Below are 24,870 nucleotides of genomic sequence, written 5' to 3'. Positions count from 1 at the left end.
GGTGCTCCTCCCTCTCAATGTTGTTATCTTTGTTTTGTATCGTCAGTCGCGTTTGTAAGGCTTGCCGAACACCGGCTCCTTGAATGGGATCGGCGGCAGCTCCCAGGTGCCCGTCGATGGCGGGCGCACCTCGGCGTCGACATGCAGATCGATCACGCAGGGGCGGCGGTTCTTGATCGCGGTCTCGACTGCACCGCGCAGGTCGGCGCTGCGGGTCACCGTCACGCCGTCAGCGCCGCAGGCGCGCGCCCAGGCCGCGAAGTCGGGGTTGTAGCGATCTCCGCCGGGCCCCTGATTGCCGCGATAGAACGCGGTGCCGAGCTCGCGGCCCTCGAACAGGCCATACTGCAGATCGCGGATCGCGCTCCAGGCGAAGTTGTTCCAGACGATCCAGATGCACGGCAGGTCATATTCGACGGCTGTGGCGACGACATAGGGCGCCATCATGAAGCCGCCGTCGCCGACGACGGCGACGCAGGGACGGTCGGGCGCGGCCAGCTGCGCGCCGAGCACGCCGCAGACGCCGAACCCCATCGACGAAAAGCCCCAGCTGTTCAGCATGCTCTGCGGCCGCTTCGGCTGCCAGAACTGCATGAACCAATTGTGATGCACGCCGGAATCGAGCGACAGGATGACGTCGTCCGGCAGCACGTCCTGCAGGGCTCCGACGACATATTCCGGCCGGATCGGCGTGGTGTCGGCGCTGAAGTGCGGCCGCACGAACGCCTCCCACTCCGCCTTCCAGGTCCCGATCTGGTCGCGCCACGCCGCGAAATTTTCGCGACGGATCGCGGGGCGACGCTCCAGCGCCGCGAGCAGTTGCCCGGCGAAGGTCTTGGCGTCGGCGATGATGCCGAGCGTCGGCGGATAGTTGCGGCCGAGCTCCGCCGGATCGATGTCGACCTGAAGCAGCCTGGTCGACGGGAAATTCCAGGAGTAGCCCTGGTGCCAGCTCGACGACGAGCGATCGTCGAAACGCGTTCCGATGCAGAGCACGAGATCGGCATGACGGCCGGCCTGGTTGGCGGGATAAGCGCCGTTGCGGCCGATGAAGCCGAGCGTCAGTGGATCATCCGCCGGCACGCAGCCCATGCCATTGGGCGAGGTGATGACTGGAATGCCGTAGCGGCTCTGCAGCGCGCTGATCTCGGGACCGGCCTCCGAGAGCGTCGTGCCCTGCCCGATGAAGAACACCGGCCGCTTAGCGGCTTCGATCAGATCGAGCGCCCTGGTGACGTCGGCCTCGCTCGCACTCGGCCGGTGACTGCCGTGAACATGCGACAGCGCCGGCAGCTCGACGTCGGCCTCCTCCTGGAAAACATTGTACGGGATATCGAGATTGACCGGGCCGGGACGTCCCGTGACCATGGTGTCGAAGGCTTGGCGCAGCGCCAGCGGCAGCATGTCGACGCGGCTCGGCTGGAACGAGCGTTTCACCACCGGGCGCAGCACCTGGGCGAAATCGGCTTGGTTGTGCGCGTACAATTCCTGGAACGGCGCGCGATTGGCCTGCGACGTCGGAACATTGGCGGTGATCGCAAGGAAGCTCGAGGAGTCCGACAACGCAGTTGCGAGCGACATCACCATGTTGGCCGAGCCCGGCCCGGTCGAGGTCAGGGTCGCGACCGGACTGTGTTTGACGCGGAAATAGGCGTCGGCCATGTGGCCGGCGCATTGCTCGTGGCGGGGCGAGACCAGCTTGACGCGGTCACGCACCTGGTAGAGCGCATCAAGAATGCCGACATTGCCGTGTCCGCAGATGCCGATTACGAAGGGCACCTTCTGCTTGACGAGATATTCGGCGATGACTTCGCCGCCCTTCATCTTGGTCATGGTCAGATCCTTGTCAGGTGACGGTTCGCGTCATGCGAGGATCGTCACGATACGCTCTTCGCTCATTTCGCGGATCGCGTAATGCGGCCCTTCGCGGCCGAACCCGGAATCCTTGGAGCCGCCATACGGCATAAGGTCCACGCGGGAGCTCGGAGTCTCGTTGATGTGAACGCCACCGACTTGCAATTGCCGCGCGGCCTGCAGAGCCTCGTCCAGGCGTTTTGTGAAGATGCCCGTGGCAAGTCCATAAGGTGTGTCGTTGACGCGCGCGATCGCCTCGTCCAGCACATCGAAGGGCGCGACGCACATCACAGGCCCGAACACTTCCTGGCAGCCGAGCGGGGTCGCCTTGTCGACATTCGTGAGCAGCGTGGGAGGAACCACGGCGCCCACCCGCGCGCCGCCGACCAGACGCCGCGCGCCGCTCTGCTCGGCCAGCGCGATCCAGGACTCGATGCGCTGCGCGGCGGCCTCGCTGACGACCGGCCCAACAACGGTGTCGTCCTCGCCGGGGTCTCCGTAGGGCAGCCCGGCAACGAGCTCTGAAAGTCTCTGCTCCACCTGCCCGATCAGCGAACGCTGCACCAGCAGCACCTGGATCGATGTGCAGACCTGGCCGGCCTTGCGGAAGCCCGCGTTGACGACCTTCGGCAACGCAATATCGAGATCGGCGTCCTCGCAGATCACGCAGTGCGAGATCGAGCCGAGCTCCATCTGCGTGCGGCGCAGTCCCGCCTTGCTTTGGATGATGCGGCCGATGTCCGTGCTGCCGGTGAAAGCGAAGAACTTCACGGCAGCTTCGCTCATCAGCCAATCGGCAACCTCGCTATCGCCATGCAGCACCGACATCAGGCCCGATGGCAGACCTGCCGCGATCAGGCACTCCGCCATGATGCAGGACGTCATCGGCGTATGCAGCGACGGTTTCAGCACCACGGCGTTACCAGCCGCCAGCGCAGGCGCAACCTTGTGCGCCACCGTATTGAGCGGAGCATTGAACGGCGTAATCGCGGCCACGACGCCGAGCGGCACGCGGATGGTGAAGCCGATGCGGCCCTTCTGGCCTGCGGCCCCTTCCATCGGCACCATCTCGCCGGCCAGCCGCCGCGCCTCTTCGGCGGAGAGCCGAAACGTCGTCGCACAACGCTGGACTTCGCCCATTGCATCGCGGCGTGGAAAGCCCGCCTCCTGGCGCAGCACCTCCACCAGCTCCGACGCACGCGTCTCAAGCTCGACCGCAGCGCGATCGAGGATGAGGCCGCGATCATAGGGCGTCAGTACATTGGCTTCGAACGCCCGCTCCGCGGCGACAATGCAGCTGCGGACCTGCTCGCGCGACGGCAGATGCGCGGACATGGCGGGCCGCAGGCGATATTTGTCGAGCACGGCGATGGTGTGCGGACCATTCACCCATTCCCCGGCGATCAAGAGGCGGCACGATGGCAGACCGGCCGACGCCTGTCCCTGAACCGCAGCGTCCGCCATCGTCTGGTTCCTCCCAAAGGGTCTTCACACCTGTTACCCTCGTCCTTAGAGAGAAATTGACATTAGCAAAAATACTGTTTTGGATTAGTTGCCATAAGCTGAGCATATAGCCCGGCGGCAAGGTCTCGTTCTTCCCAAGCAGTGCGGTTCCCGCTCATGGATTTGCGTCAGTTGCGCTATTTCGCCCAGATCGTCGAGAGCGGCAGCCTGTCGAAGGCGTCGCGCTGCCTGTTCGTTGCGCAGCCCGCACTGAGCCAGCAGATCGCAAAGCTCGAGGAGGAAGTGGGCAGGCCCTTGCTGCAGCGCTCCTCGCGCGGCGTGATCCCGACCGAGAACGGCCTTGCGCTCTACCATCACGCCCGGTTCATGCTGCGGCAGCTCGACCATGCGCTGTCGATTGCCCGCCAGGATTCGGCAGAGGTCAGCGGCATGGTATCGGTCGGCTTGCCCGCGACGACCGTGCTCGCGATCGGGCTGCCGCTCACCAAGTGCATCCGCGCCAAATATCCCGGCATCCTGCTCAACGTCGTCGAGGGAATGAGCGGCCACATCGCCCACATGATGCGGCTTGGCCAGCTCGACCTGGCCATCCTGTTCAACAACGACGTGTCATCCAAGCTCGACGCGATTCCGCTGCTCGACGAGGAATTGTTCGTGCTTCTCCCTGCCGACAGCCCGCTGGTGCCGCGCCACCGTTGCAGCATCACAGTTGCAGAAGTTGCAGAGCTGCCCCTGATCCTGCCGACGGGAACTCATGGCCTGCGCCGGCGTGTAGCTGCGGAGTTCGAGCGGCGCAACATCACGCCGAATGTGGTCGCCGAGATCGACTCGCTCTCGCTGGTGATGAGCTGCGTCGGTGAGGGCATCGGGGTCACCATCAAGCCGATGTCGGCGCTGCAGGCAGGAGGACGAAGCAGCGAGGACTGGCGCGCCCTGCCGATCTCGGACGCCCGGATCACGCGACGCAACTATGTCTATTCGATCAAGCCGGACCTGCTGGCGCCTGCAGCCCTCGCCGTCGCCAAGGAACTCCAGGATACTGCGCGAACGCTCGTCACATCCGGACAATGGCGCGGCGTCAGCTTGGTCGACGACTCCATGTCTTCCGCCATCCCGCCGGCGGCCTAGCGCACGCGCCGACCGTCTGACCGGCGGTCGCGACTGCATCACGCCCCGCCTCCGGCCCGGTCTCGTCTACTTCAGCGCCGCTTGCCCGGCCAGGGATACGACGTTGTCCTGGGCGCCCGACCCACCACTCACACCGACGGCACCGATGATCTTGCCATCCACGACCAGCAGATTGCCGCCTCGCGATGCGATCATGTCATCGAGCGTGGCGAGATAGGCGAAATACGCACCTTTGCCCAGCAACGTCTCGAACACCAGCGTGGGGCGTCGATAACGTGCCGACGTGCGCGCCTTGTGCTGAGACAGGCCGATCGACGCATATTGGCAATTGTCCTGCTTTTCGAAATAGACCAGATCGCCGCTCGGATTGACCACGGAGATGCAGAATGCGTTCCAATTGCGTTTCGTCGTCTCGGCAACGGCCGCAGCAGCCACCTTCTTGGCCATCTCCAGGCTGATCGGCTCGCCATAAGGAGGCGGAGTCAGTGCATCCGCGACCGCGTCGTTGGGATTGTCGGTGTTCGATGTCTGGGCGAGGCTGTTCGATAAGTGCAGAGCTGCGACGCATGCGATGACGCTCAAAATGGTCCGATAGTGCATGTCTTCCTCCCGACCCTGTTGCCTTCTCCGTGCTCTCGTCGGCCAGCCTGGGCGCCTTGTTTCGCTCGACGAGGCGTGTCGTTCTCAGCCTCCTCATTCCGACGGCCGTGCTTGGAGGTTGCCGAGATCTCCCGGCTGCCCTGCTTGCATCTCCAACGGAGTCATACGCTGCAGGTCAGCGCCGCTGGTCTCGGGCAAAGCCATCGCGGCGATGAAAGCAAGTCCATAGGCGGCGAGCGCGCAAAGGCCCATCGACAAGCCAAGAGGATGCGACGCAGCAAGCAGGCCCACGGTCGCAGGCACGACCGAGCCGAACCCACGCCCGCCACCGAGGCAGAAACCCTGCCCGCTCGCACGAATCTCGGTCGGAAACAAATCGGCAAAGGTCGGCAACATTCCTGATGCCAACCCACCCTGGAACGCGCCCAGAAAGAAGCTGAGCAGGATCGTCGTGTTGGCGCCGATCGGAGCTAGTAGATAGATGCTCGCGTTCACGGCCTGGCATAGCAGGAAGATCATGAATGCGGGACGCCGGCCCGTGCGATCCGAAAGCCAGCCATAGAGCAACGGTCCGACCAACGAACCCAGGATGTTCATGGCAAGATAGCCTGCACTGCTCCCCACGGTCAGGTTGAGGACGGTGCGCAGATAGGTCGGCAGCCACGTGATCATCACATAGGCACCGCCGAAAATGCCGGTGGCCATCGTGACCGCCGCCACGGTACGCCGCACATGGGCCCTGGTGAAGATCGTCCAGGCGGGCCGTCCGGCTGTCTTGTCCGCGCGGCCTTGACGATAAAGCCCGGACTCCGGCACAAGGCGGCGGATGAAGAACACGAGAAAGGCCGGCGCGATGCCGACCGCAAAGAACACGCGCCAGCCGAGCTCTTCAGGAAACAGCGATGAAATGACGGGGAGCAGCGCGACGGAAGCCGCATAACCCACCGCGTAGCTGCTCTGCACCGACGCGGCCACCCGGCCGCGCAGCGCGGGCCTGACGACCTCGCTGATCAGGACGCCACCCACGGCCGCCTCACCGCCGTAGCCGAGGCCCTGGAGAAAACGCACGATCAGCAAGTAGTTGAAGCCGGTCGCGAAAGCCGATGCGAGCGTGAACAGGGCAACCCAGAGGATCGTCAGTTGCAGGACCTTGATGCGGCCGATGCGATCGGCAAGGATCCCCCCGCCCCAGCCACCGATGGCTGCACCGACGAGGGCTGCGGTCGCGAGATAGCCGGCTTCAGGGCGCGTCAGTCCGATTGTTGCAATCAGCGCCGGGATGACCAGCGCGTAGATCGTCGAATCCAGCGAGTCGAGACCAAAGCCCGCGAAGCAAGCCCAATACGTCCGGCGTTCGACCTCGTCGAGTTCGGAATACCAGCCCAGTTTCATGATCGTTCACTTTCAGGCCAGGACTCGAACCAGATGCGCTTCTTCGTTGGCCGGGAGAACAACCGCGAGTGCAGTACAATCGGGTGGCCGCATGGACCATGCAGGCGCACTTTCCGAGCGTGCCTGCCGGTCGTGTCCATCATGATTGCCGACAGCTTCATCGCCCGCCGATTGGAGATAGACGGAATTCCAGCACAGCCAAAATACGATTTGGCGTTGGCGCTCATAAGCCAAAGATATGGCTTGGCCGGAGTTCACCACGGCATCACGGGGCGACCTTGGCGGTGACAAATCCACTTTGATCGAGCGCTCGGCGTACTGTGCCATTCGCCTTGGCATCTGCAAGAAATCCGGCCGCCCACTCCCGCGCCGTCACTTTGCCCTTCGGGACGACCACGACGACGCCCGTTGATTGGATGACCTCGTTCAAGACCCGGCTGCCCGGCAGTCGCCGCGACAGCTCCTCCAGTGCTTCCATGCCCATGGCGAGGGCGTCGAGCCGACTCTGACCGATCAAATCAGCGGCCGATTCGGGTTTGACGAATTTCGTCACGCTGGCACTTTTCATGCTCGCCTCGACCGTTCTGGACGTCGAGGTGCCTTCGATGCAGCCGACCCGGATTCCCGGACGGTCGATATCGGCGACGGCCGTGATGTCCGAGTTCGCGCGAATGAGATACCCGCTCATGTAGGCGACATAGGCAGGTCCTTGATCGACGAACTGCTCCCGCTTGCGATCCGCCGGCATGAAGGACAGATCCCACGCCCCTTTGCTGCCGGCGGCCGCGATTTCGTCCGAGCTCTGATATTCGACGAGCTCAAGCGGCACATTGAGCTTGCCCGCGGCCGCCTTGGCCAGTTCGACTGTCACGCCGACAGGCTTGCCTGTCGCCGGATCGCGCGTCGTCCAGAACGCGGAGGCGGCCGGCCCGACCGCAACAGCGACGCGCAGCACGCCGGTCGGAGCGATCTCGCGCGCATCCTGCGCAGCTGCTCCCGCCATCATGGCCGAGAGGCCCAAGCAAACACTTGCGATGGCAAAGCAAAGCGATGCGAGCAGACCGGTCGATTTCATGCGTGGTCTGGCGCGATCCGACATCGGTACCGCCGTGCTGATAAAATGCCGGTCTTTCATAGCGTCGGATTCCACGATGATGGGATCAGCCGATAGCCGGCGCCGTCTTTCTCGACGTGTCCGACCGACGGGAACGCGAAGTCGAATCCGATCACGGTCGCCTTCTCCGCCGCTGCATCCGCCTCTGCTTCATGTCTCGTCCCTCCCGCTTCGTCTTCTTTTTTCGTCATCCGCAGAATGCACCGGAGAGGACCGAGCCGGCGCGCTGCTCGCCTCGCCGCCAAGGGAACGGATCAGACGATGACGTTCCCTCGCCTCTCATCGCCATGACAGCCGATCACGCCGCGAATAGTGCGCGCAACTGGCCGATGTCGTCGATTTCTTCGAGCCGCCCGACCATGTCGATCAGCCTCTCCGTCTTTTCACTCCCCAGCACGGGCGCCATGAGATCCGTGGCTTTGGCGTTGACGGCCTCCGTGCCCAGCGGATTCTCCTTGGTGCCCAGCGGGTGTCTGGTGAAATGATCGACCTTGCGGCCATCGACCAGAGTCACCTCGACGATCGCACCGCGTGGCGCAGCCGGATCCATCAAGCCCTTGTCGCCTGCGAGCGTCACCTTCGCCCGTTGCTCCAGGATCGTCGGGTCGCGCATCAGCGCGACATCATGACTGTCTCCGAACGAGACCGCCCCCTTGACCAACGCAAGCGCGACGAGATGCTGACAGTTCACGTCGGGCATGGCGCTGTCGCCGACGATTCCCATCGCGTCGGTCGGAAGCTTGACGAGGATGCTGCGGACGTTGTCCGGAGTGAGCCCGTGCTGTCGGCGCAGCGTAAGTAGCGCATCCAGCGGCGACTGGATCGGATAGCCGACCGAAAAGGTCTTGATGGCCGTCTCCGTGACGTAGAAGCGGCTGCCGAGATCCCTGACCATCTCCTCCGGCTTCGGATCGCTCGACAGCGCGATGAACAAATTGTGGGTCCCATCGAGCACGTCATCGACGCCGGTGAGCCCGGCCATCACCATGTCGACGGCCATCACGCCGTTGCGCGCGCCCATGCCGGCGAAATCGAACGCCTTCTCGATATGGTCCTTGTCCTTCACCCAACTCCACAGCCCCGAGACCTGCTGTGCCGAGTAGGAGATGGCGTGACGCATGCCACGCTCGTCCAGTCGCGCCAGCGAGGCCGCCGCGCCGAGCGCACCGAATGTCGACGACGTGCCCTCGGCACTGCGATGCGAGCCACGCACCAGTTCCGGTCCGAGCGCCATCAGAAGGCGGCAGGTCAGGTCATAGCCGAGCACAACGGCGCGGATCACGTCGCGCCCATTGCGATGCTCCCGTTCAGCCATAGCGAGCGCGGCGGGGATGACCGCGCACCCCGGATGCGCCTTAGTGACCGGTTCGAAATCGTCGGTCTCGTCGGCGTGAGCGCACATGGCGTTTGCCATCGCCACATTGACGGCCGTCGTCCGGACGTCGGAGCCGACGACGGACGCCTGCAACTCACCGCCGAGGCTGCGCACGTATTTCAGCGCCATCTCGCCCGGATGCATGCGCGCGCCGGACACCATGGCGCCGAGCGTGTCGAGAAGGCGGTGCTTGCATGCGAGCATTACCTGCTCCGGCAGTTCCTGGTCACGCGCCGCGACCATGTAGCGCGCCAGGCGCTCGGTCACGCCCGGGCTTGCGGCCCAGGCCTGATGGATGGGCATGGCCGCGACGGCAGCGAACCCGCCCGCCGATTGCAGGAGACGGCGGCGCGACGGCATGGACCTCCTCGCCATGGTCACGCCGACGCCGACATCTTCGCGATATCGGCAGCATTCGACAGACCCTCGACATTCCAGCAGGCGTCCATGATCCGCCGGATCGACGCCGCAGGAACGATGCCGTCGGCAAGATCGGAAAACTTCGCCTCGAGCTGCTGGTCGGTCATCGGCACTTCAACGCTGCCGACGGCGTGCTCGATGCGGCGGCTGAGCTTCCGCCCATCCTTCAGCACGATCATCATCTCGACCTGCTCCGGCTTGATCTCGGGCGTGATGACCGGAATGACCTTGCTACGCAGCGACAGCACCGTCGGATCGGTTACCGCGCGATCGCTGAACTGCTTCTCTCCGCCCGCGCCTTCCACGATCGCCACGGCCACCGCGTGATAGATGCTGAACTTGCCCTCGAGCCCCTGCTGCGGCGTCTTTTTGCCGGTCAGCTCGAGCACGAGCGGGTTGACCTTGAGATCGACATGGTCGATCTGGTCGGCCGTCAGCCTGTTCTCGTTGCGCAGCTGAATCGCAGCGTCGATCGCCGGATGCAGAACGATGCCGCAGGCGAACGGCTTGTAGGTGTTGAGGGCGGCTTCGTAACGCTTGCCGAGATCGCCGACGATCTCGCCATAGTCCTGCTTCGTGCTGATCGTGTTGGCCCAGCCGCGCTTCGCCTCGATCATCCCGTCCGACGACGTGAAATTCTTCGACGCCAGAAGGGCGGCAAATATGCCGTTTGACGCCGCACGGCCGGGGTTGAAGCTCTTGTTCATGGACCCGAACGATTCGCGCAGGCCGACCGGCTGCGACGCGGCGAGGCCCAGCGCCCAGGTCATCTGCTGCTCGTTGAGCTTCAACAGCTTGCCGGCAGCCGCAGCCGCACCGAACACCCCGGCAGTCCCGGTGATGTGCCAGCCGACATCGTAGTGGTTCGGATAGACGGCGTTGCCGATCCTGCACTCGGTCTCGACACCGAGGACGAGCGCATTCAAGAACTCCTTTCCGGAGACCGGCTGCATTTCCGAGAGCGCAATGATCGCCGAAACCACCGGGCCGGCCGGATGGATGATCGTCTTCAGATGGGTGTCGTCGAAATCGAAGATGTGGCTGGACACGCCGTTGATGAAGGCGGCGTTCATGATGTCGAACCGCTCGCGCCGGCCGAACAGCGACGCCTGCTGCGGGCCGGAGAACGGCGCCAACGCCGCGACCGCGATGTCGACCGTTTCGTGTCGCGACCCGCCGATCGCGACGCCGACCCAGTTCAGCAGCGTCCTCACGCCTTCCTTGCGGACCTTGACCGGCAGATCATCATATCCCGCCGAGACGATGTACCGCGCAAGCGTACGCGTGACCTCCTTGGGCGGCGCCGCGGCGGGCGCCGCCGGTGCCTGAGCCTGTGCAAATGCCGCATTCGCGCCGACCGCGGACAAGGGAAGAGCGGCGGCGGCCTGAAGCAGGGTCCTGCGATCAGTGTGCATGTGACATCTCCCGGGCTTTGAACGAGGCCAATTGCGCGGCGAGCCGGACCGCGCTTTCGAGCGCGCCGGTGTCTGCGACGCCCTTGCCGACGATGTCGAACGCCGTGCCGTGCGAGGGCGTGGTGAAGACGGTCTCGAGGCCGGCCGTGACGGTCACTCCGCGATTGAAGCCGCGCAGCTTCGTCGCGATCTGCCCCTGGTCATGATACATCGCGACGACGCTGTCGAACTCGCCGGCAAACGCGCGAATGTAAACCGTATCCGCCGGATACGGACCGCTGCAGACAATGCCCTGTTTCGCAATCGCCTCGACCGTCGGCTTGATCATCTCGATCTCGTCGCGACCGAACAAGCCGCCCTCGCCGGCATGCGGATTCAGTGCGGCCACGGCGATCCGCGGCGCGGCGACTCCGGATCTCCGCATCATCCTGTCGACGAGGACCACCGCATCGGTGATCCGCGGCGGGCTGATGTCGTTCAGCGCCTCGCGCAGGGACTGGTGCCCGGTGACGCGCGACATCCATTGTCCATCCAACACGTTCATTTCAGAAAAATACGTACGGTGCCCGAGCAGGTCCGCGAACATCTTGTGCTCGTCCGGGTACCTCCAGCCGCCGTCGAACATCGCCCGCTTGTTCAAGGGCGCGAAGGTGATGGCATCGATCGCGCCGTCCTTGGCAAGATCGATCGCCCGCGACAGCGTCTCTCCGGTGAGCCGCCCGGACTCGGCGCTGGCCTTTCCGATCGGGTGCCTCGACGGGTCGGTGTTGCCGAGATCGATCAGCTGGATCTTGCCGGAAACCCAGGAAGCCTCCCTGGGTGAGCCGATCCGCTCGATATCGAGGCTCACGCCGGCATGCACCATTCCCATCTCCAGCACGCGGGCATCGCCCACCACGACGAGGCGCGCCGCATCGGCCAGCCGGTGATCGGAGAGGATTCGCGCCGTCTGCTCAGGACCGATACCGGTGCAATCACCGGGAACCAGCGCCACGATCGGCAAGTCTTCACTGAGAACCATGGATCCTACTTCGCTGCTTTCATCTGGACGACCCGCCCCCAATCGTCGCGGTCGAATTCACCATCCCATTTCGCGACCACGATCGCGGCCACTGCGTTGCCGACGGTGTTGGTGATCGCGCGCGCCAGCGACATGAAGCGGTCGATTCCGAGCAATAGCGCGAGGCCTTCGACAGGCAGCCCGGCCGCAAGGACGGTCGCCGCCAGCGCGGCGAACGCTCCGCCCGTGACACCGGCTGCGCCCTTGCTGGTGAACAGCATCACGACAAACAGGCTCAACTGCTGTGCCGTGCTCAGCTCGATGCCGTAGACCTGCGCCACGAAGATCGTGCTCAGCGGCAATGTCAGCGCCACGCCGTCGAGATTGAAGGAGTAGCCGGACGGAATGACGAGACCGGTCACGGCGCGTCCCACCCCCGCCCTTGGCAGCTTCTCCATCATTCCGGGAATCGCCGTCTCCGACGACGACGTTCCGAGCACGACGAGAAGCTCGGGGCGCAACAGCCGGAGCAGGTCCATCAGCCGGATGCCGACCAGACGGCAGATCATTCCCAGGACGACGAAGATGAAGAACGCCATCATCGCCCAGGCCGTCCCGACCAGGAGCGCGAGGGCGTACAATGTGGCGGCGCCGAACTTGCCGACCGTGAAAGCCATGGCGCCGAAGGCCCCGATCGGCGCCAGCATGACGACGACATGGACCACGCTGAACACGAGCTCGGTCAACCGCTCCATGCCCAAGCGCAACGGCAGCGCCTTTTCGCCGAGCATCAGGAGGCCAATGCCGCACAGCAGCGCGAGCACGAGAACCTGAAGCACGTCGCCGCTGGCAAAGGCGCCGAAGAAGCTTTCGGGGATCATGTGCTGGATATAGGCCGACAACGAGCCGACATGGGTCTGCGCATACCGGGCCACGGCTTCGGCCTGTTGCGGGGTGGCGTGCGCCACACCCGCGCCGGGCTGGACCCATCGCACCACGATGAAGCTGAACAGCAGGCAGAGCGTCGTGACGATTTCGAAATACAGGAAGGCCTTGAGTCCGATGCGCCCGACCGCCTTCATGTCGCCGACCTGCGCGATGCCGGTCACCACGACCAGGAACACCAGCGGCGCAATCGTGACCTTGATGAGCGAGATGAAGCCGTCGGCGAGCGGCTTGAATTCGAGCGCTGCAGCCGGAAACAGCGCGCCGACGAGTGCGCCCAGCACGGCGCCCGCCACGATCAGGACATAAGGCTCCCGCCAAAGCGAGCCGGCACGGGGCGCAGCAGCCTGCGTCGGGAGCGCCTCGGACAAAGGAGTCGTTGTGATCGTCAATTCCGTGTCCTCCCGCCTCGCGCTCTTTGGCGCTGCAAACAGCGTCTCCGCGGCCCTTATCTTTGGCCTGACATTGGACCAGCCGGTGCCGCGGTGCTAATGCCGTATTGGAATAATTCAATAACGAGCTGGCATCATGGACCTGAGCTGGATCGAGGATTTCCTCGCCATTGCGGAGGACGGCGGCTTCTCCCGCGCAGCGCTGCGCCGGCACGTGACGCAGCCGGCCTTGAGCCGGCGGATCAAGTCGCTGGAAGCGTGGCTTGGAGCGCCTCTGTTCGAGCGCAGCACGCATGTCGTGAAGCTGACGCCGGCGGGGGAGAGTTTTCGTCCGGTGGCGGAGGACGTCATTCGCAGGCTGTCAAACGGCCGCGAGGAGGCCCTGGAAGCGGCGCGCCTCAAGGCCGAGACGGTTCAATTCGTCGCCACCCACGCACTGTCGCAGACGTTCTTTCCGGACTGGATCCGCCGGGTCGACCGCGCGCGATCCGGATCCGCCGTTCAGCTCGTGGCGTCGAACTTCGCCGGGTGTGAGAAGCTCCTGCTCGAGGCCCATGCGCATTTCATGCTGGCGCATTACCATCCATCGCTCGCCAGCCGTCTAAATAACGATCGCTTTCAGCGCATCGATCTCGCCGACGACGTCCTGGTCCCGATCAGCGCGACCGGTTACAAGGCCGTCACGCGCAGCGGTCGCCGCCGACAATCGATGCCGCGGTTTGCGCTGCCTGGCTCTGCGGACAAACCGCTGCCCTATCTCGCCTATCATCCGGGTTCCGGCGTGGGCCGCATCGTGACCGCGTTCCTCGCGACGAAGCAGCCGAGCGCCATGCTGCTCCCCAGCTTCTCAGCACCGGTGATGCTGCTCATCAACATGGCCCGAGAAGGCCGCGGGATCACCTGGGCTCCACGCAGCCTGGTCGAGCTCGATCTCCAGAGCGGCCGATTGGTGAGAGCCGGCCCCAAGGACTGGGACATCAAGATCAGCATATGCCTCATCCGCGCGCGGGCGCGGATGATCCATGCCGCTGAGAGTCTTTGGAGCACGGCAAGGAAGTTGGCAGCGACGTAGCCAATTGGCGAAGATGGCTGCATAGCCAGCGTTGCTGGTCAGCCCAGGCAGGGCTTCGGCGTCGCGCTCCATCTCCGCATGTCCAGCGCCTCTTCGACCCGCTACCAGCGGCAGGTTCCGGTATGCGAATTCGTAGCCCGATACCCTGATCGGGTTCTTTCTCAGTTCAAACCTTCGCAAACCCTCGCAATTGGAGCGAATCCGACACCGGCGTCTGGAACTGATCTATTGTTTGGTTCAAGATTCGGGAGAACAGTTGGACCAGAGAACCGATGGCACGACGCCGAACCATCATCGCAATTCCCTCACTGGGCTCGCTCGACCGGACTGCTGGCCGCGTTGGATACCAACTGACTCAAGCGCTTCGCGAGGCGATATCGAAGGGGATCCTGAAGCCTGGCGAGCGACTGCCATCCACTCGCGCCCTTGCCAATTCATTGCAGCTCGCGAGAGGAACCGTCATCGAGGCGTTTCATCAGCTCCATGCAGAAGGCTACCTCGAGGCCCGGGCCAGAGGCAGCACGATCGTCGCGAACGTCAATGCCGACACCGATTTGATGACCCGCGCTCCGGCGTTGATCGAACGCGCAGACCCCAGTCCTCTGTTGCCGGAGAAAGTCGCCCGTCTTGCTGAGGTCGCGCGGACTCTCCGGCCTCAAGACTCGGCGCCGTTTGCGATCGCTCATCCCGCGGGTGCAGTTGCCCCCGGCGACCAATGGCGACGGCTTGGCAATCGCGTCCGGGCTCTGCGGGCAGCCGCCCCGTCGGGCTACATTGATCCGAAAGGATTACCCGATTTGCGGATCGCGATTGCCGAATATGCACGGAAGGCTCGGGGCGTGAAATGCGAGCCCGATCAGGTCATCGTTACGGCGGGCACGCAACAGGGGCTTTTCATATCGGCGACCGTCCTTCTCTCTGACGGCGATGCCGTGTGGGCCGAAGACCCGGCCTACCCCGGCATTATCGCCGTGCTCGAAAACTTCAATGTCCGGACTTTCCGGATTCCCGTGGATGATCAGGGCATCGACGTCCAAGACGGTCTCGTCCAGTGCCCGAACGCCCGGGTCGCTTTCGTCACACCTTCGCATCAGTATCCGTTGGGCATGCCCATGAGCATGGCGAGACGCACCGCGTTGCTGTCGTGGGCGCGGCAGAACAATGCCTGGATTGTCGAAGACGACTACGACAGCGAACTTCGCTACGCCGGACATCCATTTCCATCGTTGCAGGGACTTGATCCCGCGCGCGTCGTGTACCTTGGGACGATGAGTAAGGTCCTGTTCTCCTCGATGAGGATCGGATATGCGATCGTTCCCCCTCCCCTGGTCGACGCGTTCGCTGGCGCGCGCGCCCTCATCGATCGCCATTCGCCGGCGGTCGACCAGCACGTCCTCGCGCAGTACATGCGCGAAGGCCATTTCGAAGCCCACATCCGGCGCATTCGCGGCGCTTACGCAGAACGACGCGCCGCCCTGATCTCCGCCCTTGTCAAGGACCTACCGTCCTGGGCAACGCTGCAGCCGAGCGACCAGGGCATGCACCTGTTACTCTGGCTTCCGCCCGGCCTCGACGATGTCGCGGTTGCGGAGCAGGCGCACAAAGCGGGGCTGGTGGTGCGACCGATCTCGCCCATGTACCATGCGACCCCGCCTCGTGGCGGACTCATGCTCGGGTTCGGCGGCTTTTCGATTGCGGAGCTACAGTCCGCCGTCGTGCGCCTCAGAGGCGTCCTCGATGCATTCGTCGCAGCCAAGGGAACGGCTCGCCCATCCAAGCCCGCGCCGCTGAAGGCGGTCAGATCGTGAGACAGTCGCTCATGCTCACACCGGCGCGCCGGACGTCTCCTCGCCCCGCATGGGGACGCTGACAAATACGAAGGCTGGATCGCTCGCGCGCTGCTCTTATCGCCTGATTGCCGCGTCTCTACTCCTGGCTTGCCTTGACGGCTGCGGCCGCCAGCATGGCGTCTCCGATGAGATGCTCGCCTCGTTCTTTCAAGGCCTCGCCTGCGGAGCGTATGTCCCGCACCTCCTTGTTCTGGCTCAGCTTGGATTTTCCGACCAGGTTCGTGATTGCGATCTCCAGCCCGACGATCGCCTTGAGCATCGTGTCGATATAGTCCTTCGGACCGTCAGTCATCTTCCAAGGGACCGGTTGAGACGCTTCATGCTTCCGTGTCAAACGGGCGACATTGCCGCGCACGTAACGTTCGTCGTCGTGAATGGTCACGCGCCCGTACGCATGCGCGACGAGATAGTTCCAGCTCGGCACCTGCCTGTGGAAATCCTGCTTGCTCGGGTACCATTGAGGGGAGATATAGGCGTCAGACGCGCGGAACACCACGAGCACCTCAGCGCCAGTGTCCAGATCCCGCCACACCGGGTTCGCGCGCGCCGCGTGGCAGTGCAACGTTCCCCACTGCCCCTGCGCTCGGTTCAGCTCGAACGGAATATGATTGGCGTTCAAGCCGCTCTTGCCGTGCGTGATCAAAATGCCAAGCGGATTCTTTTCGATCAGATCGTAGAGCATCTCAGGACGGGCTTCGTCGAAGTGCGAGGGAACGTACATTGCAACTCCTTCGGCAGGAAGAGAACGCCACGTCACCGTTGACGGTCACGCAGCCATTGTCAGGATTTGTTCAGACCTCGACCATCGCGAAGTCGCTCTTGCCTGCACCACAGTCGGGGCAGATCCAGTCTTCGGACACGTCCTGCCAACGCGTGCCGGGTGGAATGCCGTCGTCGGGCCATCCATCGCGTTCATTGTAGACGAGTCCGCAGAGCACGCATGTCCAACTCTTGTAGACGGGCACTTCAGCGGTCGTTTCGGAGTTCGGGTGAGCGCTGTCCCTGCTCATGATGGCTTGCCCTTGTGTCAGGAGGCGGTTCACGAGCGATTTAGGCCAGGCCTGCCCCATTCAACAGTGCCAGTTATTGGCATTATCACTGGACCAGAATTGTCCTTGATGGGACGGCTTGCCAGCTCCGTGCGGGCCGGCCGGTCCAACACGGCAGCTACCGGCCTCCAGGAGCGGCGGGTAAAGTCCTCCAGGCTGCGGTGCCGCGCGATCAGGAACTGATCACAGCCCTCTAGATTGTACCCGGCCGGGCGGCAGACTCGATGCTTTGCCTGAAGATCAGCTGCTCGTCGCCATTGTCGATTTGCCGAGCGGGAGCTTTCCTGCATGATCCCCTCGCCGGACCGCTCTCGGTGGAGTGCTCAAACGTCGCCCCGACGGCCGGCCCGGCCTCAACTGATCGACAGTCCCGCAACGCCCGCGAATGCAGACAAGATCGGTGGCGCGGCCGCGCCCTGGCGACGCTGCGGCGCAGTGCTTTGACGCCGCTGGATGGACCGCAGATCACCCTGCGACTGTCGACCTGATCAGGACATGGCACGGGTGCGTTGTATACGTTTCAAACAGCGGGTATGGCTGAGCCGTCTCGCGGCGGACTACGCCCGAGTTGTGTCCTGAGTGAACCTCTTCGTCCGAAGAAGAGGCGCAGGGAAGACCGGGTATCGGCTGATACCCGCGGTCCGCGTGCAGCAAAAAGCACGCGGCAGAACCACAGGTTCAGCCCAATATCCGGCCTTCCCTGCGCGACGGTTTGACGACTTATAGGCGCTCTCCCCGGGGATCGGCTGTCTTGCCCCCGTCGCCGGCGGATCATCATCACCGCCGGCTTGGCATCAGCACCGCGATGCCAGGACCACACCACTTCGCCGTCGCATCGCTCCGTTCGTCGGCGCGGGCTGTGACACCCGGCTGCGGACCAACGCGCCCGTCGCATCTCCGGCTCGACGCTCGTGACGATCGCGAAACGTCCCTCTTCAGCGAGCCGGGATGCGCGAGAATGTGGAGGTGATTTGCCCGACGTGGCAAGGGAGAAGTGCGCGACAAACTGGCACGACGGGCAGTTGGCGCATGTGGGGCATGCGTGGACTGCCCGTCGGGCAAGCGGTGAGCAGTACGCAATTGTCGCCCCTTATGACAGCTACCGAGAATAACGTAACGAGGCGGGCGTCTCTCCGAATTCGAGCCAGCATTGTCGATACAATTGCTGTTCAGCAACGATCAATCAATGACTACAATCGGATGGCCGCGATAGCGAGGAAAGCCTGGAAATCTAGAGTAACAGACGCGACTATTCTTCTTGGTCGCAGGTCTTCGTACGCCGTAGACACTCTCCATACTAAAAAACACTCCACCATCGACGTCGTTCGTAAACCCGCTGTAACCATTCTGAATGAGGTTCGTGACGTCGCCTTCCGTACGGTGCACGTTGATATAGCAAAGCTGCGAGAACTCCTTCACGAGCTGGTCTGCGGAGGGACGCTTATCTGCCTCATAGGCAAGGCACTTTTCGATAATTCCCTGAAGACTCTCAGCCAACGGCTTGTACTGCGGATTACTCACCATGAACGCAGGCCATCGTTTTCTGGTCTGATTTCTCACGTTGACGGCAGCTTCCAAGTAGACACCGAAGGGATACTCACCTGTCAAGACCTTGAACATCATCGCACCGAGGGACCAAATATCTGCCGCACTCCCAGGATGATCGCCGGGTGAACGGAACATCATCTCAGGTGCCATATAGGGCAACGCACCGCGGATCGTACCCGAGGTCGATCTCGTCAGATCACCACCATCGTTCGCCGCTCGCGCGAATACTTCTTCGGTCAATGTTGCAATACCGAAGTCCGTAATCTTCAATTCATGAAGATTAACACCCGATTCTACGATAATGTTGCTTGGCTTCAAGTCGCGATGAATCACCCCGGCGTGATGCGACGCCGCCACACCTTTCGACAGATGATGAAACACCCGCGCGCCAAGATGCGGATCAACTACTCCAAATCGAGATAGCTTGGCCTCCAACGTCTCGCCCGGCACAAACTCTTCAATTAGAAAAAGGCTATTATCCTCTTCAAAGTAGTCCAGCGTCTTTGCAACATTATGATGATTGACCATCGCTGCAATTTTCGCGCTTTGAGCAAAGCGCTTATCTGGCTGTCCTGGCTGCGGCGTTTTAAGCGCAACCTCGATACCAAGTAGCTGGTCGGACGCCAAATAGACATCCTGCATACCGCCGCGGCCAATGTGCTTTTGAATCGTATAACGCGAAGAAATAACATCGCCAGGCTTCACGGCATCACCTCCGGACTCGACACGTCGAAGGTCACAAAGCGCCGACCTCCTCCGCCATTTCCGAAGGTTATCACGCAACACCCAGGAACAATGCTTCCAGCCGTTGCGACGGTGTTGTTCAAATAGACAGATCCGGATGCACTGGATACTCTAAAGTCAAATCCGTCATACTCGATGGCCATCGAACCCACCGCGCCAGCGTTTAAAACTATTTTGCGATTCCGTCTGTCGAGGTGATGCGGCTGCCCGCCCATAACGACAAGAGCACGATGCTCATTCTCCAGAAGATGCCGCGCCAGCCTTGCTTGAACGTCGAACATCGTCGGTCGTTTTACCGGATCTACACTTAGACACCCGTGGATGACAGTGGCTAAGTCTGACTGAAGACCAAGAGAATGCAAAAATGCAGGCGATACTTGCTGTGGCGGCCGCAGGATTAGTTCGCGCGGAGCATTGCCAGTCAAAAGCGCAAGCGCTGTCGCACCAAAAGCGTAGACGTCTATCGATTGATCAAAACTTACTGTCAGATCAGCCCAAAGTTCGGGAGCCATGAAAACGGGGGTGCCAATTACACCGTGGGTCCTTGCATCGTCTCGAGCTCGAGCCAACCCAAAGTCTATAATCTTTACTACACCCTCTTTGTCGATCCGAATGTTATTCGGCTTGATATCCCTGTGAATCACGCCAGCTGCGTGAATGTCTCTAAGCCCTGACGCTATCTGCCACAGAATGTTCAGATAAGCGCGACCGGGCTTGAAGGAGTCGATTTCGAGATTGCCGCCATCAATGTATTCGAGGACTATAGCCTTCTCCCGTCGCCCTCGATCCATAATTTCAATAATATCAAACAACTGAACGACATGTTTTGATCGGAGCCTAGCCAAGGCTTTTTGTTCATCGAGGAGTCGCCGCTTTTCGACACCGACCTGCAATCGTTTGATTATTACGCGCCGCTGCAGATGGGTATCCATACACTCAATGATTTCACCCATGCCACCAGTAGCCGTTGCGCCGGTGGGCTCGTACCTACCCGCTATCTTCATCGGTCTCGTCCGAATTGGGGGATCGCTCGATTTGAATTTCTAGTTGAATATTTTCTTTTGGTTCTACGGGCTTTCTCGATTTCTTCGACTTTTTTGAAGCGGCCTTTTCCTTGCCCTCGGGGCGGGATAATGAGTTTTCCTCATGCACCGCGGCAGTTTGCGGTGGCGCTGATGGATTTGTCGCACGGTTTTCGCCGCGATTGATATCGTCTTTGATCAAAATCGATGTCAAATACCCAAATGAATCCCAAAGATCGATCTCGTCTTCCTCGCCTCTGCGAATTTCCTGCAGGAGAGACTGAACGTCGAGCATCGCTGAGGAGGCGTTATCGGGTCCTCCGCACCATCTCGCCAATGCTGCCAGCCGTTCAGAAGCCGACTTTAATTCATTCGCATGCGACAGAATGCGTTCGAGCGTCGCAGCTTCTACAAAATGAATACCGTCTGTTGTAATAGCCAGATTGCGCACAGTAGCCGGAACCGGCTGAATGTGCGGCCTCATACCCTCTCCCATCCCTACGAACTGCAAAAGCTCTCGACCATGTCCGCCAACAGCTTCGGCAAACGAGTCGTCGCGGGTTAAACGCTCAACCTTGGCGTCACGACCGAAGGCATAAACCCGACTATCTCCGAGATTAACAACAAGCGGTCGAAGATCGTGGTCAAGAAGAACAGAGGAAAGAGTCGCTCCCCCTTTCCCGTTAGCAAATTTGAAAACCTCGACATTCGCGTATGCGATTGCGGCAGCCGCCCGTTGTTGGAGATCGTGACCGCGATACGAAGCTAATGCATAGAAAAAACTAGACAATGCCAAAGTTGCGCATCTTCCTCCGTCTCGCATACCGCCCATGCCATCGGCGACAGCGACCGCAATTAAGCGACGACCCCCACTAGCCTTGGAGCGGATCCGTAGCGCCGCAACGCGATCCTGATTTTCAGATCGCTGTAGACCGATATCAGTCGCGAGAATGACTGGAATGCCAAAGCACTGATTGATTGAACGGTCTGGACTAGCTCTAGATAGCCATGCCGCGATTTTCTCTTGAAACGAATTCATCTCAAGTCCTATATCGAGGTACAACTTCCGCCTCGAAATCCTGTACCGCCAAAACTTTTTAGAACTGCCTCAGATTACTTCGTCGCGCACTGCAAGAGTTTGTGGAAGCATTTCCGACGATACATTTTACTCCCACTCAATCGTCCCCGGCGGCTTGCTCGTCACATCGTACACCACCCTATTCACGCCCTTCACCTCGTTGATGATGCGCGTGGCCGTATTGCCCAAAAACTTCATGTCGAACGGATAGAAATCCGCGGTCATGCCGTCCGTCGAGGTGACGGCGCGCAGGCCGACGACGTAGTCGTAGGTGCGGCCGTCGCCCATGACGCCGACGGTCTTGACGGGGAGCAGCACCGCAAAAGCCTGCCAGATGGTGTCGTAGAGGCCGGCCTTGCGGATCTCGTCGATGTAGATGGCGTCGGCCTTGCGCAGGATGTCGAGCTTGTCTGTCGTGATCTCGCCGGGGCAGCGGATGGCGAGGCCCGGGCCCGGGAACGGGTGGCGGCCGACGAAGACGTCGGGCAGACCCAGCTCGCGGCCGAGCACGCGGACCTCGTCCTTGAACAATTCGCGCAACGGCTCGACCAGCTTCATGTTCATGCGGGCCGGAAGGCCGCCGACATTGTGGTGCGACTTGATCGTCACCGAGGGGCCGCCGGTGAAGGAGACGCTCTCGATCACGTCGGGATAGAGCGTGCCCTGCGCCAGGAAATCGGCGCCGCCGATCTTCTTCGCTTCCGCCTCGAACACGTCGATGAAGAGTCGTCCGATCGTCTTGCGCTTCGCTTCCGGATCGGTGACGCCGGCGAGCTCGCCGAGGAAGAGTTTTGAGGCGTCCACATGCACCAGCGGGATGTTGTAGTGGTGCCGGAAGAGATCGACGACGGTCTCGGCTTCGTTCAGGCGCAGCAGGCCGTGATCGACGAACACGCAGGTGAGCTGGTCGCCGATCGCCTCGTGGATCAGCACTGCGGCAACCGCTGAGTCGACGCCGCCGGAGAGGCCGCAGATCACCTTGCCCTTGCCCACTTGCGCGCGGATCTTCTTGATCTCCTCGGCGCGGAAGGCGTGCATGGTCCAGTCGCCGCCGAGGCCGGCGATGTTGCGGACGAAGTTGCGGATCAGCTTGGCGCCGTCGGGCGTGTGCACCACTTCGGGGTGGAACATCAGGCCGTAATATTTGCGCGTCTCGTCCTGGATCACGGCGAAGGGCGCGTTCGGCGAGACGCCGGCGACCGAGAAGCCCGGCGGCATCTGGGTGATGCGGTCGCCATGGCTCATCCACACCTGGTGCTGCTCGCCGGTCTGCCAGACGCCGTCGAACAGGCGGCTCGATGTCTTGACCTCGACGTCGGCGCGGCCGAACTCGCGGTGGTGGCCGCCCTCGACGGTGCCGCCGAGCTGGGCGGCCATCGTCATCTGGCCGTAGCAGATGCCCATCACGGGGACGCCGCTATCGAAGATCAGCTGCGGGGCGCGCGGGGAGCCGGCCTCGTGGACGGATTCGGGGCCGCCGGAGAGGATCACGGCTTTGGGCTGCATCTGCCGGAAGGCGGCCTCCGCCTTCTGGAACGGCACGATCTCGCAATACACGCCGTCCTCGCGCACCCGGCGCGCGATCAGCTGCGTGACCTGGCTGCCGAAATCGACGATCAGGATCTTGTCGTGGAGCGCGGCCACGGAGGTGTCAGTGGCGGCGCTGGCGGGGGTGTTGGGCTGGGCTGTCATGGCAAGGAATTACGCCGAGAGCACGAGTCCCGCAACCCTTCGCCGGGGTTGACGCCCTTTCCTCCCCGTCATTCCGGGGCGCGCGGAGCGCGAGCCCGGAATCCATAACCACGACCGGGAGTATGGATTCCGGGCCCGCGCCAAGGGGCGCGTCCCGGAATGACAGCGTGCTTGTGGCAACGCCGTCATGCCCCGCGAAGGCGGGGTATCCAGTACGCCGCGGCGTCTCGGTCGGCCACGACCGGCGGGTGGATTACTGGGTCCCCCGCTTTCGCAGAGGACGACGGTGGAGGATGCCGCGGCTGCCTCCTCCGTCATTGCGAGCGCAGCGAAGCAATCCAGAGTCTCGCGCGCAACCCTGGATTGCTTCGCTGCGCTCGCAATGACGGCGGTGGGTGGAGTTTAGGCCTGCTTCTTCAATACCGACACGAAGAACCCGTCCGTACCCGTCCGGCGCGGGGTCATCAGCCAGCCCTCCTCCGACTTCAGCGCGGCCTCGGCGAAGGCCTCGGCCTTGTCCCAGAGGACGGTGGCGGTCTGGTCTGGGGGCTGGATGGCGAAGGCCGGGTGCCGATCCACGAAGGCGCGGACCTGGTCGCCATTTTCGGGCTGCAGCACCGAGCAGGTGATGTAGGCGATGCGGCCGCCGGGCTTGACCAGGGAGGCGGCGCGGTCGAGCACTTCGGCCTGGTCCTTCAGCCGGATCTCCAGCGCGCCGGGGCGCATGCGCCATTTGGCGTCGGGATTGCGGCGCCAGGTGCCGGTGCCCGTGCAGGGGGCGTCGATGACGACGAGATCGGCCGAGGCCTTGATGTCGGCGAGCGGATCGGCGTCACCCTTGGGGCTGCGCACATCGGCATTGTGGACGCCGGCGCGCGACAGCCGCTCGTGGATGGGCGCGAGCTGGCGCTTGTCGTGGTCGGTGGCGATCAGCCGGCCCTTGCCGCCCATCATCGCGGCCAGCGCCAAGGTCTTGCCGCCGGCGCCGGCGCAGAGGTCGATGACCTGCTCGCCGGGCTTGGCGGCCGTGAACAGCGCCGCGAGCTGCGAGCCCTCGTCCTGGACCTCGATCGCGCCCTTGATGAAATCCTCCTCGGCATGGATTCCGGGATTGCGCGCGTCGGCACCGAGCGTGATGCGCAGGCCGATCGGCGACCACGGCGTCGGCACCGCGCCGAGATGCTTCAGCGAGGCCTGCACCTTGTCGCGCTTGGCCTTCAGCGTGTTGACGCGCAGGTCGAGCGGCGCGCGGCTGGCCATCGCCATGGCCTCCGCAACGCGGTCGTCGCCGAACACCGCAGTGAGATACGGGTCGAGCCAGTCGGGATAGTCGCCGGCGACCGGCGGCGGCGCGCCCTCGGTCGTGCGCGAGGCCAGCGCCGTCTCCTCCTGCGCGGTCAAGGGCGGCGGCGCGAAGCGGCTGCCGTCGCACATCGCCGCGATGGTCGGCACATCGAGGCCGCGCTCGAGCTTGAGCATGCCGAGCACCCGCGCCCGCGCCGTGTCGTCCTCCATGACATAGGCGCTGGAGGCACGGCGGCGGAGCACGTCCCAGACCAGGCCGGCGATGGCGGCACGGTCGCCGGAGCCGGCGAAGCGGTGGCTGGTGCCCCAGTCCTTCAAGGCCTTGGCCGCCGGCGCCCTCTGGGCCTCGATGGTCTCGATGATGTCGATGGCGGCGGACAGCCGGGCGGCGGGGGTCATAGGAGGTCCAGT

Annotated in this window: 19 protein-coding genes; 3 read left to right on the top strand and 16 right to left on the bottom strand. The window is 62.9% G+C overall.

What is annotated here, in order from left to right:
• Nucleotides 1-42: 42 nt before the first annotated feature.
• Both QW887_RS01360 and QW887_RS01355 read right to left on the bottom strand, forming a co-directional pair.
• Nucleotides 43-1,833, bottom strand: coding sequence for a thiamine pyrophosphate-binding protein (locus tag QW887_RS01360; protein ID WP_316194081.1), 1,791 nt, complete (start codon nt 1,831-1,833; stop codon nt 43-45).
• Between the two features lie 30 nt (nt 1,834-1,863).
• Entirely contained in the window at nt 1,864-3,318 is a 1,455-nt protein-coding gene (locus tag QW887_RS01355) for an aldehyde dehydrogenase family protein (protein WP_315827427.1), read from the bottom strand.
• 156 nt (nt 3,319-3,474) lie between these two features.
• Here QW887_RS01355 and QW887_RS01350 point away from each other — a divergent pair, with 156 nt between their 5' ends.
• Nucleotides 3,475-4,446 carry a LysR substrate-binding domain-containing protein gene (locus QW887_RS01350; RefSeq protein ID WP_315718515.1) on the top strand — a complete coding sequence of 324 codons (972 nt, stop codon included), beginning with the start codon at nt 3,475-3,477 and terminating at the stop codon, nt 4,444-4,446.
• Between the two features lie 66 nt (nt 4,447-4,512).
• Here QW887_RS01350 and QW887_RS01345 read toward each other — a convergent pair whose 3' ends face one another.
• The 7 genes from QW887_RS01345 to QW887_RS01310 form a co-directional block, all read right to left on the bottom strand.
• Complete coding sequence (locus tag QW887_RS01345; protein ID WP_315718516.1) at nt 4,513-5,046, bottom strand: GlcG/HbpS family heme-binding protein; 534 nt, start codon at nt 5,044-5,046, stop codon at nt 4,513-4,515.
• 93 nt (nt 5,047-5,139) lie between these two features.
• Nucleotides 5,140-6,438, bottom strand: a complete 1,299-nt coding sequence (locus tag QW887_RS01340; RefSeq protein ID WP_316194080.1) for an MFS transporter — start codon at nt 6,436-6,438, stop codon at nt 5,140-5,142.
• Nucleotides 6,439-6,703: 265 nt separating this feature from the next.
• Nucleotides 6,704-7,573 (bottom strand): transporter substrate-binding domain-containing protein, encoded by an 870-nt coding sequence (locus QW887_RS01335; protein ID WP_315718518.1) that lies wholly within the window; start codon nt 7,571-7,573, stop codon nt 6,704-6,706.
• A gap of 277 nt (nt 7,574-7,850) precedes the next feature.
• Nucleotides 7,851-9,287, bottom strand: coding sequence for an MmgE/PrpD family protein (locus tag QW887_RS01325; protein ID WP_315718519.1), 1,437 nt, complete (start codon nt 9,285-9,287; stop codon nt 7,851-7,853).
• A 17-nt stretch (nt 9,288-9,304) separates the two neighbouring features.
• Complete coding sequence (locus QW887_RS01320) at nt 9,305-10,762, bottom strand: MmgE/PrpD family protein (protein ID WP_316194079.1); 1,458 nt, start codon at nt 10,760-10,762, stop codon at nt 9,305-9,307.
• Nucleotides 10,752-11,783, bottom strand: coding sequence for a PdxA family protein (locus QW887_RS01315; protein WP_316194078.1), 1,032 nt, complete (start codon nt 11,781-11,783; stop codon nt 10,752-10,754). Before QW887_RS01315 ends, QW887_RS01320 begins: the two co-directional genes overlap by 11 nt.
• 5 nt (nt 11,784-11,788) lie before the next feature.
• Entirely contained in the window at nt 11,789-13,099 is a 1,311-nt protein-coding gene (locus QW887_RS01310) for a cation:dicarboxylate symporter family transporter (protein WP_316194077.1), read from the bottom strand.
• A gap of 136 nt (nt 13,100-13,235) precedes the next feature.
• On the opposite strand from QW887_RS01310, the gene QW887_RS01305 reads away from it, so the two are divergent.
• Nucleotides 13,236-14,171 carry a LysR family transcriptional regulator gene (locus QW887_RS01305; protein ID WP_315749806.1) on the top strand — a complete coding sequence of 312 codons (936 nt, stop codon included), beginning with the start codon at nt 13,236-13,238 and terminating at the stop codon, nt 14,169-14,171.
• 272 nt (nt 14,172-14,443) lie between these two features.
• Entirely contained in the window at nt 14,444-15,979 is a 1,536-nt protein-coding gene (locus QW887_RS01300) for a PLP-dependent aminotransferase family protein (protein WP_316194076.1), read from the top strand.
• Nucleotides 15,980-16,097: 118 nt separating this feature from the next.
• Here QW887_RS01300 and QW887_RS01295 read toward each other — a convergent pair whose 3' ends face one another.
• From QW887_RS01295 to QW887_RS01265, 7 genes are all read right to left on the bottom strand, one after another.
• Nucleotides 16,098-16,742 (bottom strand): FMN-binding negative transcriptional regulator, encoded by a 645-nt coding sequence (locus QW887_RS01295; protein WP_316194075.1) that lies wholly within the window; start codon nt 16,740-16,742, stop codon nt 16,098-16,100.
• Nucleotides 16,743-16,812: 70 nt separating this feature from the next.
• A complete protein-coding gene (locus QW887_RS01290) occupies nt 16,813-16,986 on the bottom strand; it encodes a rubredoxin (RefSeq protein ID WP_409977882.1) in 174 nt (57 codons plus the stop codon).
• 1,263 nt (nt 16,987-18,249) lie between these two features.
• Complete coding sequence (locus QW887_RS01285; RefSeq protein WP_316194074.1) at nt 18,250-19,323, bottom strand: serine/threonine-protein kinase; 1,074 nt, start codon at nt 19,321-19,323, stop codon at nt 18,250-18,252.
• A complete protein-coding gene (locus QW887_RS01280) occupies nt 19,320-20,315 on the bottom strand; it encodes a serine/threonine-protein kinase (RefSeq protein ID WP_316194073.1) in 996 nt (331 codons plus the stop codon). Before QW887_RS01280 ends, QW887_RS01285 begins: the two co-directional genes overlap by 4 nt.
• Before the next feature lie 34 nt (nt 20,316-20,349).
• A complete protein-coding gene (locus QW887_RS01275; RefSeq protein WP_316194072.1) occupies nt 20,350-21,423 on the bottom strand; it encodes a PP2C family protein-serine/threonine phosphatase in 1,074 nt (357 codons plus the stop codon).
• Between the two features lie 126 nt (nt 21,424-21,549).
• Nucleotides 21,550-23,154 (bottom strand): glutamine-hydrolyzing GMP synthase, encoded by a 1,605-nt coding sequence (gene guaA, locus QW887_RS01270; RefSeq protein WP_316194071.1) that lies wholly within the window; start codon nt 23,152-23,154, stop codon nt 21,550-21,552.
• 402 nt (nt 23,155-23,556) lie between these two features.
• Nucleotides 23,557-24,858, bottom strand: coding sequence for an RsmB/NOP family class I SAM-dependent RNA methyltransferase (locus tag QW887_RS01265; RefSeq protein WP_316194070.1), 1,302 nt, complete (start codon nt 24,856-24,858; stop codon nt 23,557-23,559).
• Nucleotides 24,859-24,870 lie beyond the last annotated feature (12 nt).

Source organism: Bradyrhizobium sp. SZCCHNRI3052, from assembly GCF_032484895.1.
GTDB lineage: Bacteria > Pseudomonadota > Alphaproteobacteria > Rhizobiales > Xanthobacteraceae > Bradyrhizobium.
This window is presented reverse-complemented; position numbering and strand designations above follow the sequence as displayed.

Bases quoted from the DNA above. Each gene is read 5' to 3' on its own strand.
- QW887_RS01280 (WP_316194073.1), bottom strand. From the start codon at position 20,315: ATGGGTGAAATCATTGAGTGTATGGATACCCATCTGCAGCGGCGCGTA.
- QW887_RS01300 (WP_316194076.1), top strand. From the start codon at position 14,444: ATGGCACGACGCCGAACCATCATCGCAATTCCCTCACTGGGCTCGCTC.
- QW887_RS01340 (WP_316194080.1), bottom strand. From the start codon at position 6,438: ATGAAACTGGGCTGGTATTCCGAACTCGACGAGGTCGAACGCCGGACG.
- QW887_RS01305 (WP_315749806.1), top strand. From the start codon at position 13,236: ATGGACCTGAGCTGGATCGAGGATTTCCTCGCCATTGCGGAGGACGGC.
- QW887_RS01265 (WP_316194070.1), bottom strand. From the start codon at position 24,858: ATGACCCCCGCCGCCCGGCTGTCCGCCGCCATCGACATCATCGAGACC.
- QW887_RS01325 (WP_315718519.1), bottom strand. From the start codon at position 9,287: ATGCCGTCGCGCCGCCGTCTCCTGCAATCGGCGGGCGGGTTCGCTGCC.
- QW887_RS01295 (WP_316194075.1), bottom strand. From the start codon at position 16,742: ATGTACGTTCCCTCGCACTTCGACGAAGCCCGTCCTGAGATGCTCTAC.
- guaA (WP_316194071.1), bottom strand. From the start codon at position 23,154: ATGACAGCCCAGCCCAACACCCCCGCCAGCGCCGCCACTGACACCTCC.
- QW887_RS01315 (WP_316194078.1), bottom strand. From the start codon at position 11,783: ATGGTTCTCAGTGAAGACTTGCCGATCGTGGCGCTGGTTCCCGGTGAT.
- QW887_RS01360 (WP_316194081.1), bottom strand. From the start codon at position 1,833: ATGACCAAGATGAAGGGCGGCGAAGTCATCGCCGAATATCTCGTCAAG.
- QW887_RS01355 (WP_315827427.1), bottom strand. From the start codon at position 3,318: ATGGCGGACGCTGCGGTTCAGGGACAGGCGTCGGCCGGTCTGCCATCG.
- QW887_RS01320 (WP_316194079.1), bottom strand. From the start codon at position 10,762: ATGCACACTGATCGCAGGACCCTGCTTCAGGCCGCCGCCGCTCTTCCC.
- QW887_RS01345 (WP_315718516.1), bottom strand. From the start codon at position 5,046: ATGCACTATCGGACCATTTTGAGCGTCATCGCATGCGTCGCAGCTCTG.
- QW887_RS01275 (WP_316194072.1), bottom strand. From the start codon at position 21,423: ATGAATTCGTTTCAAGAGAAAATCGCGGCATGGCTATCTAGAGCTAGT.
- QW887_RS01335 (WP_315718518.1), bottom strand. From the start codon at position 7,573: ATGAAAGACCGGCATTTTATCAGCACGGCGGTACCGATGTCGGATCGC.
- QW887_RS01350 (WP_315718515.1), top strand. From the start codon at position 3,475: ATGGATTTGCGTCAGTTGCGCTATTTCGCCCAGATCGTCGAGAGCGGC.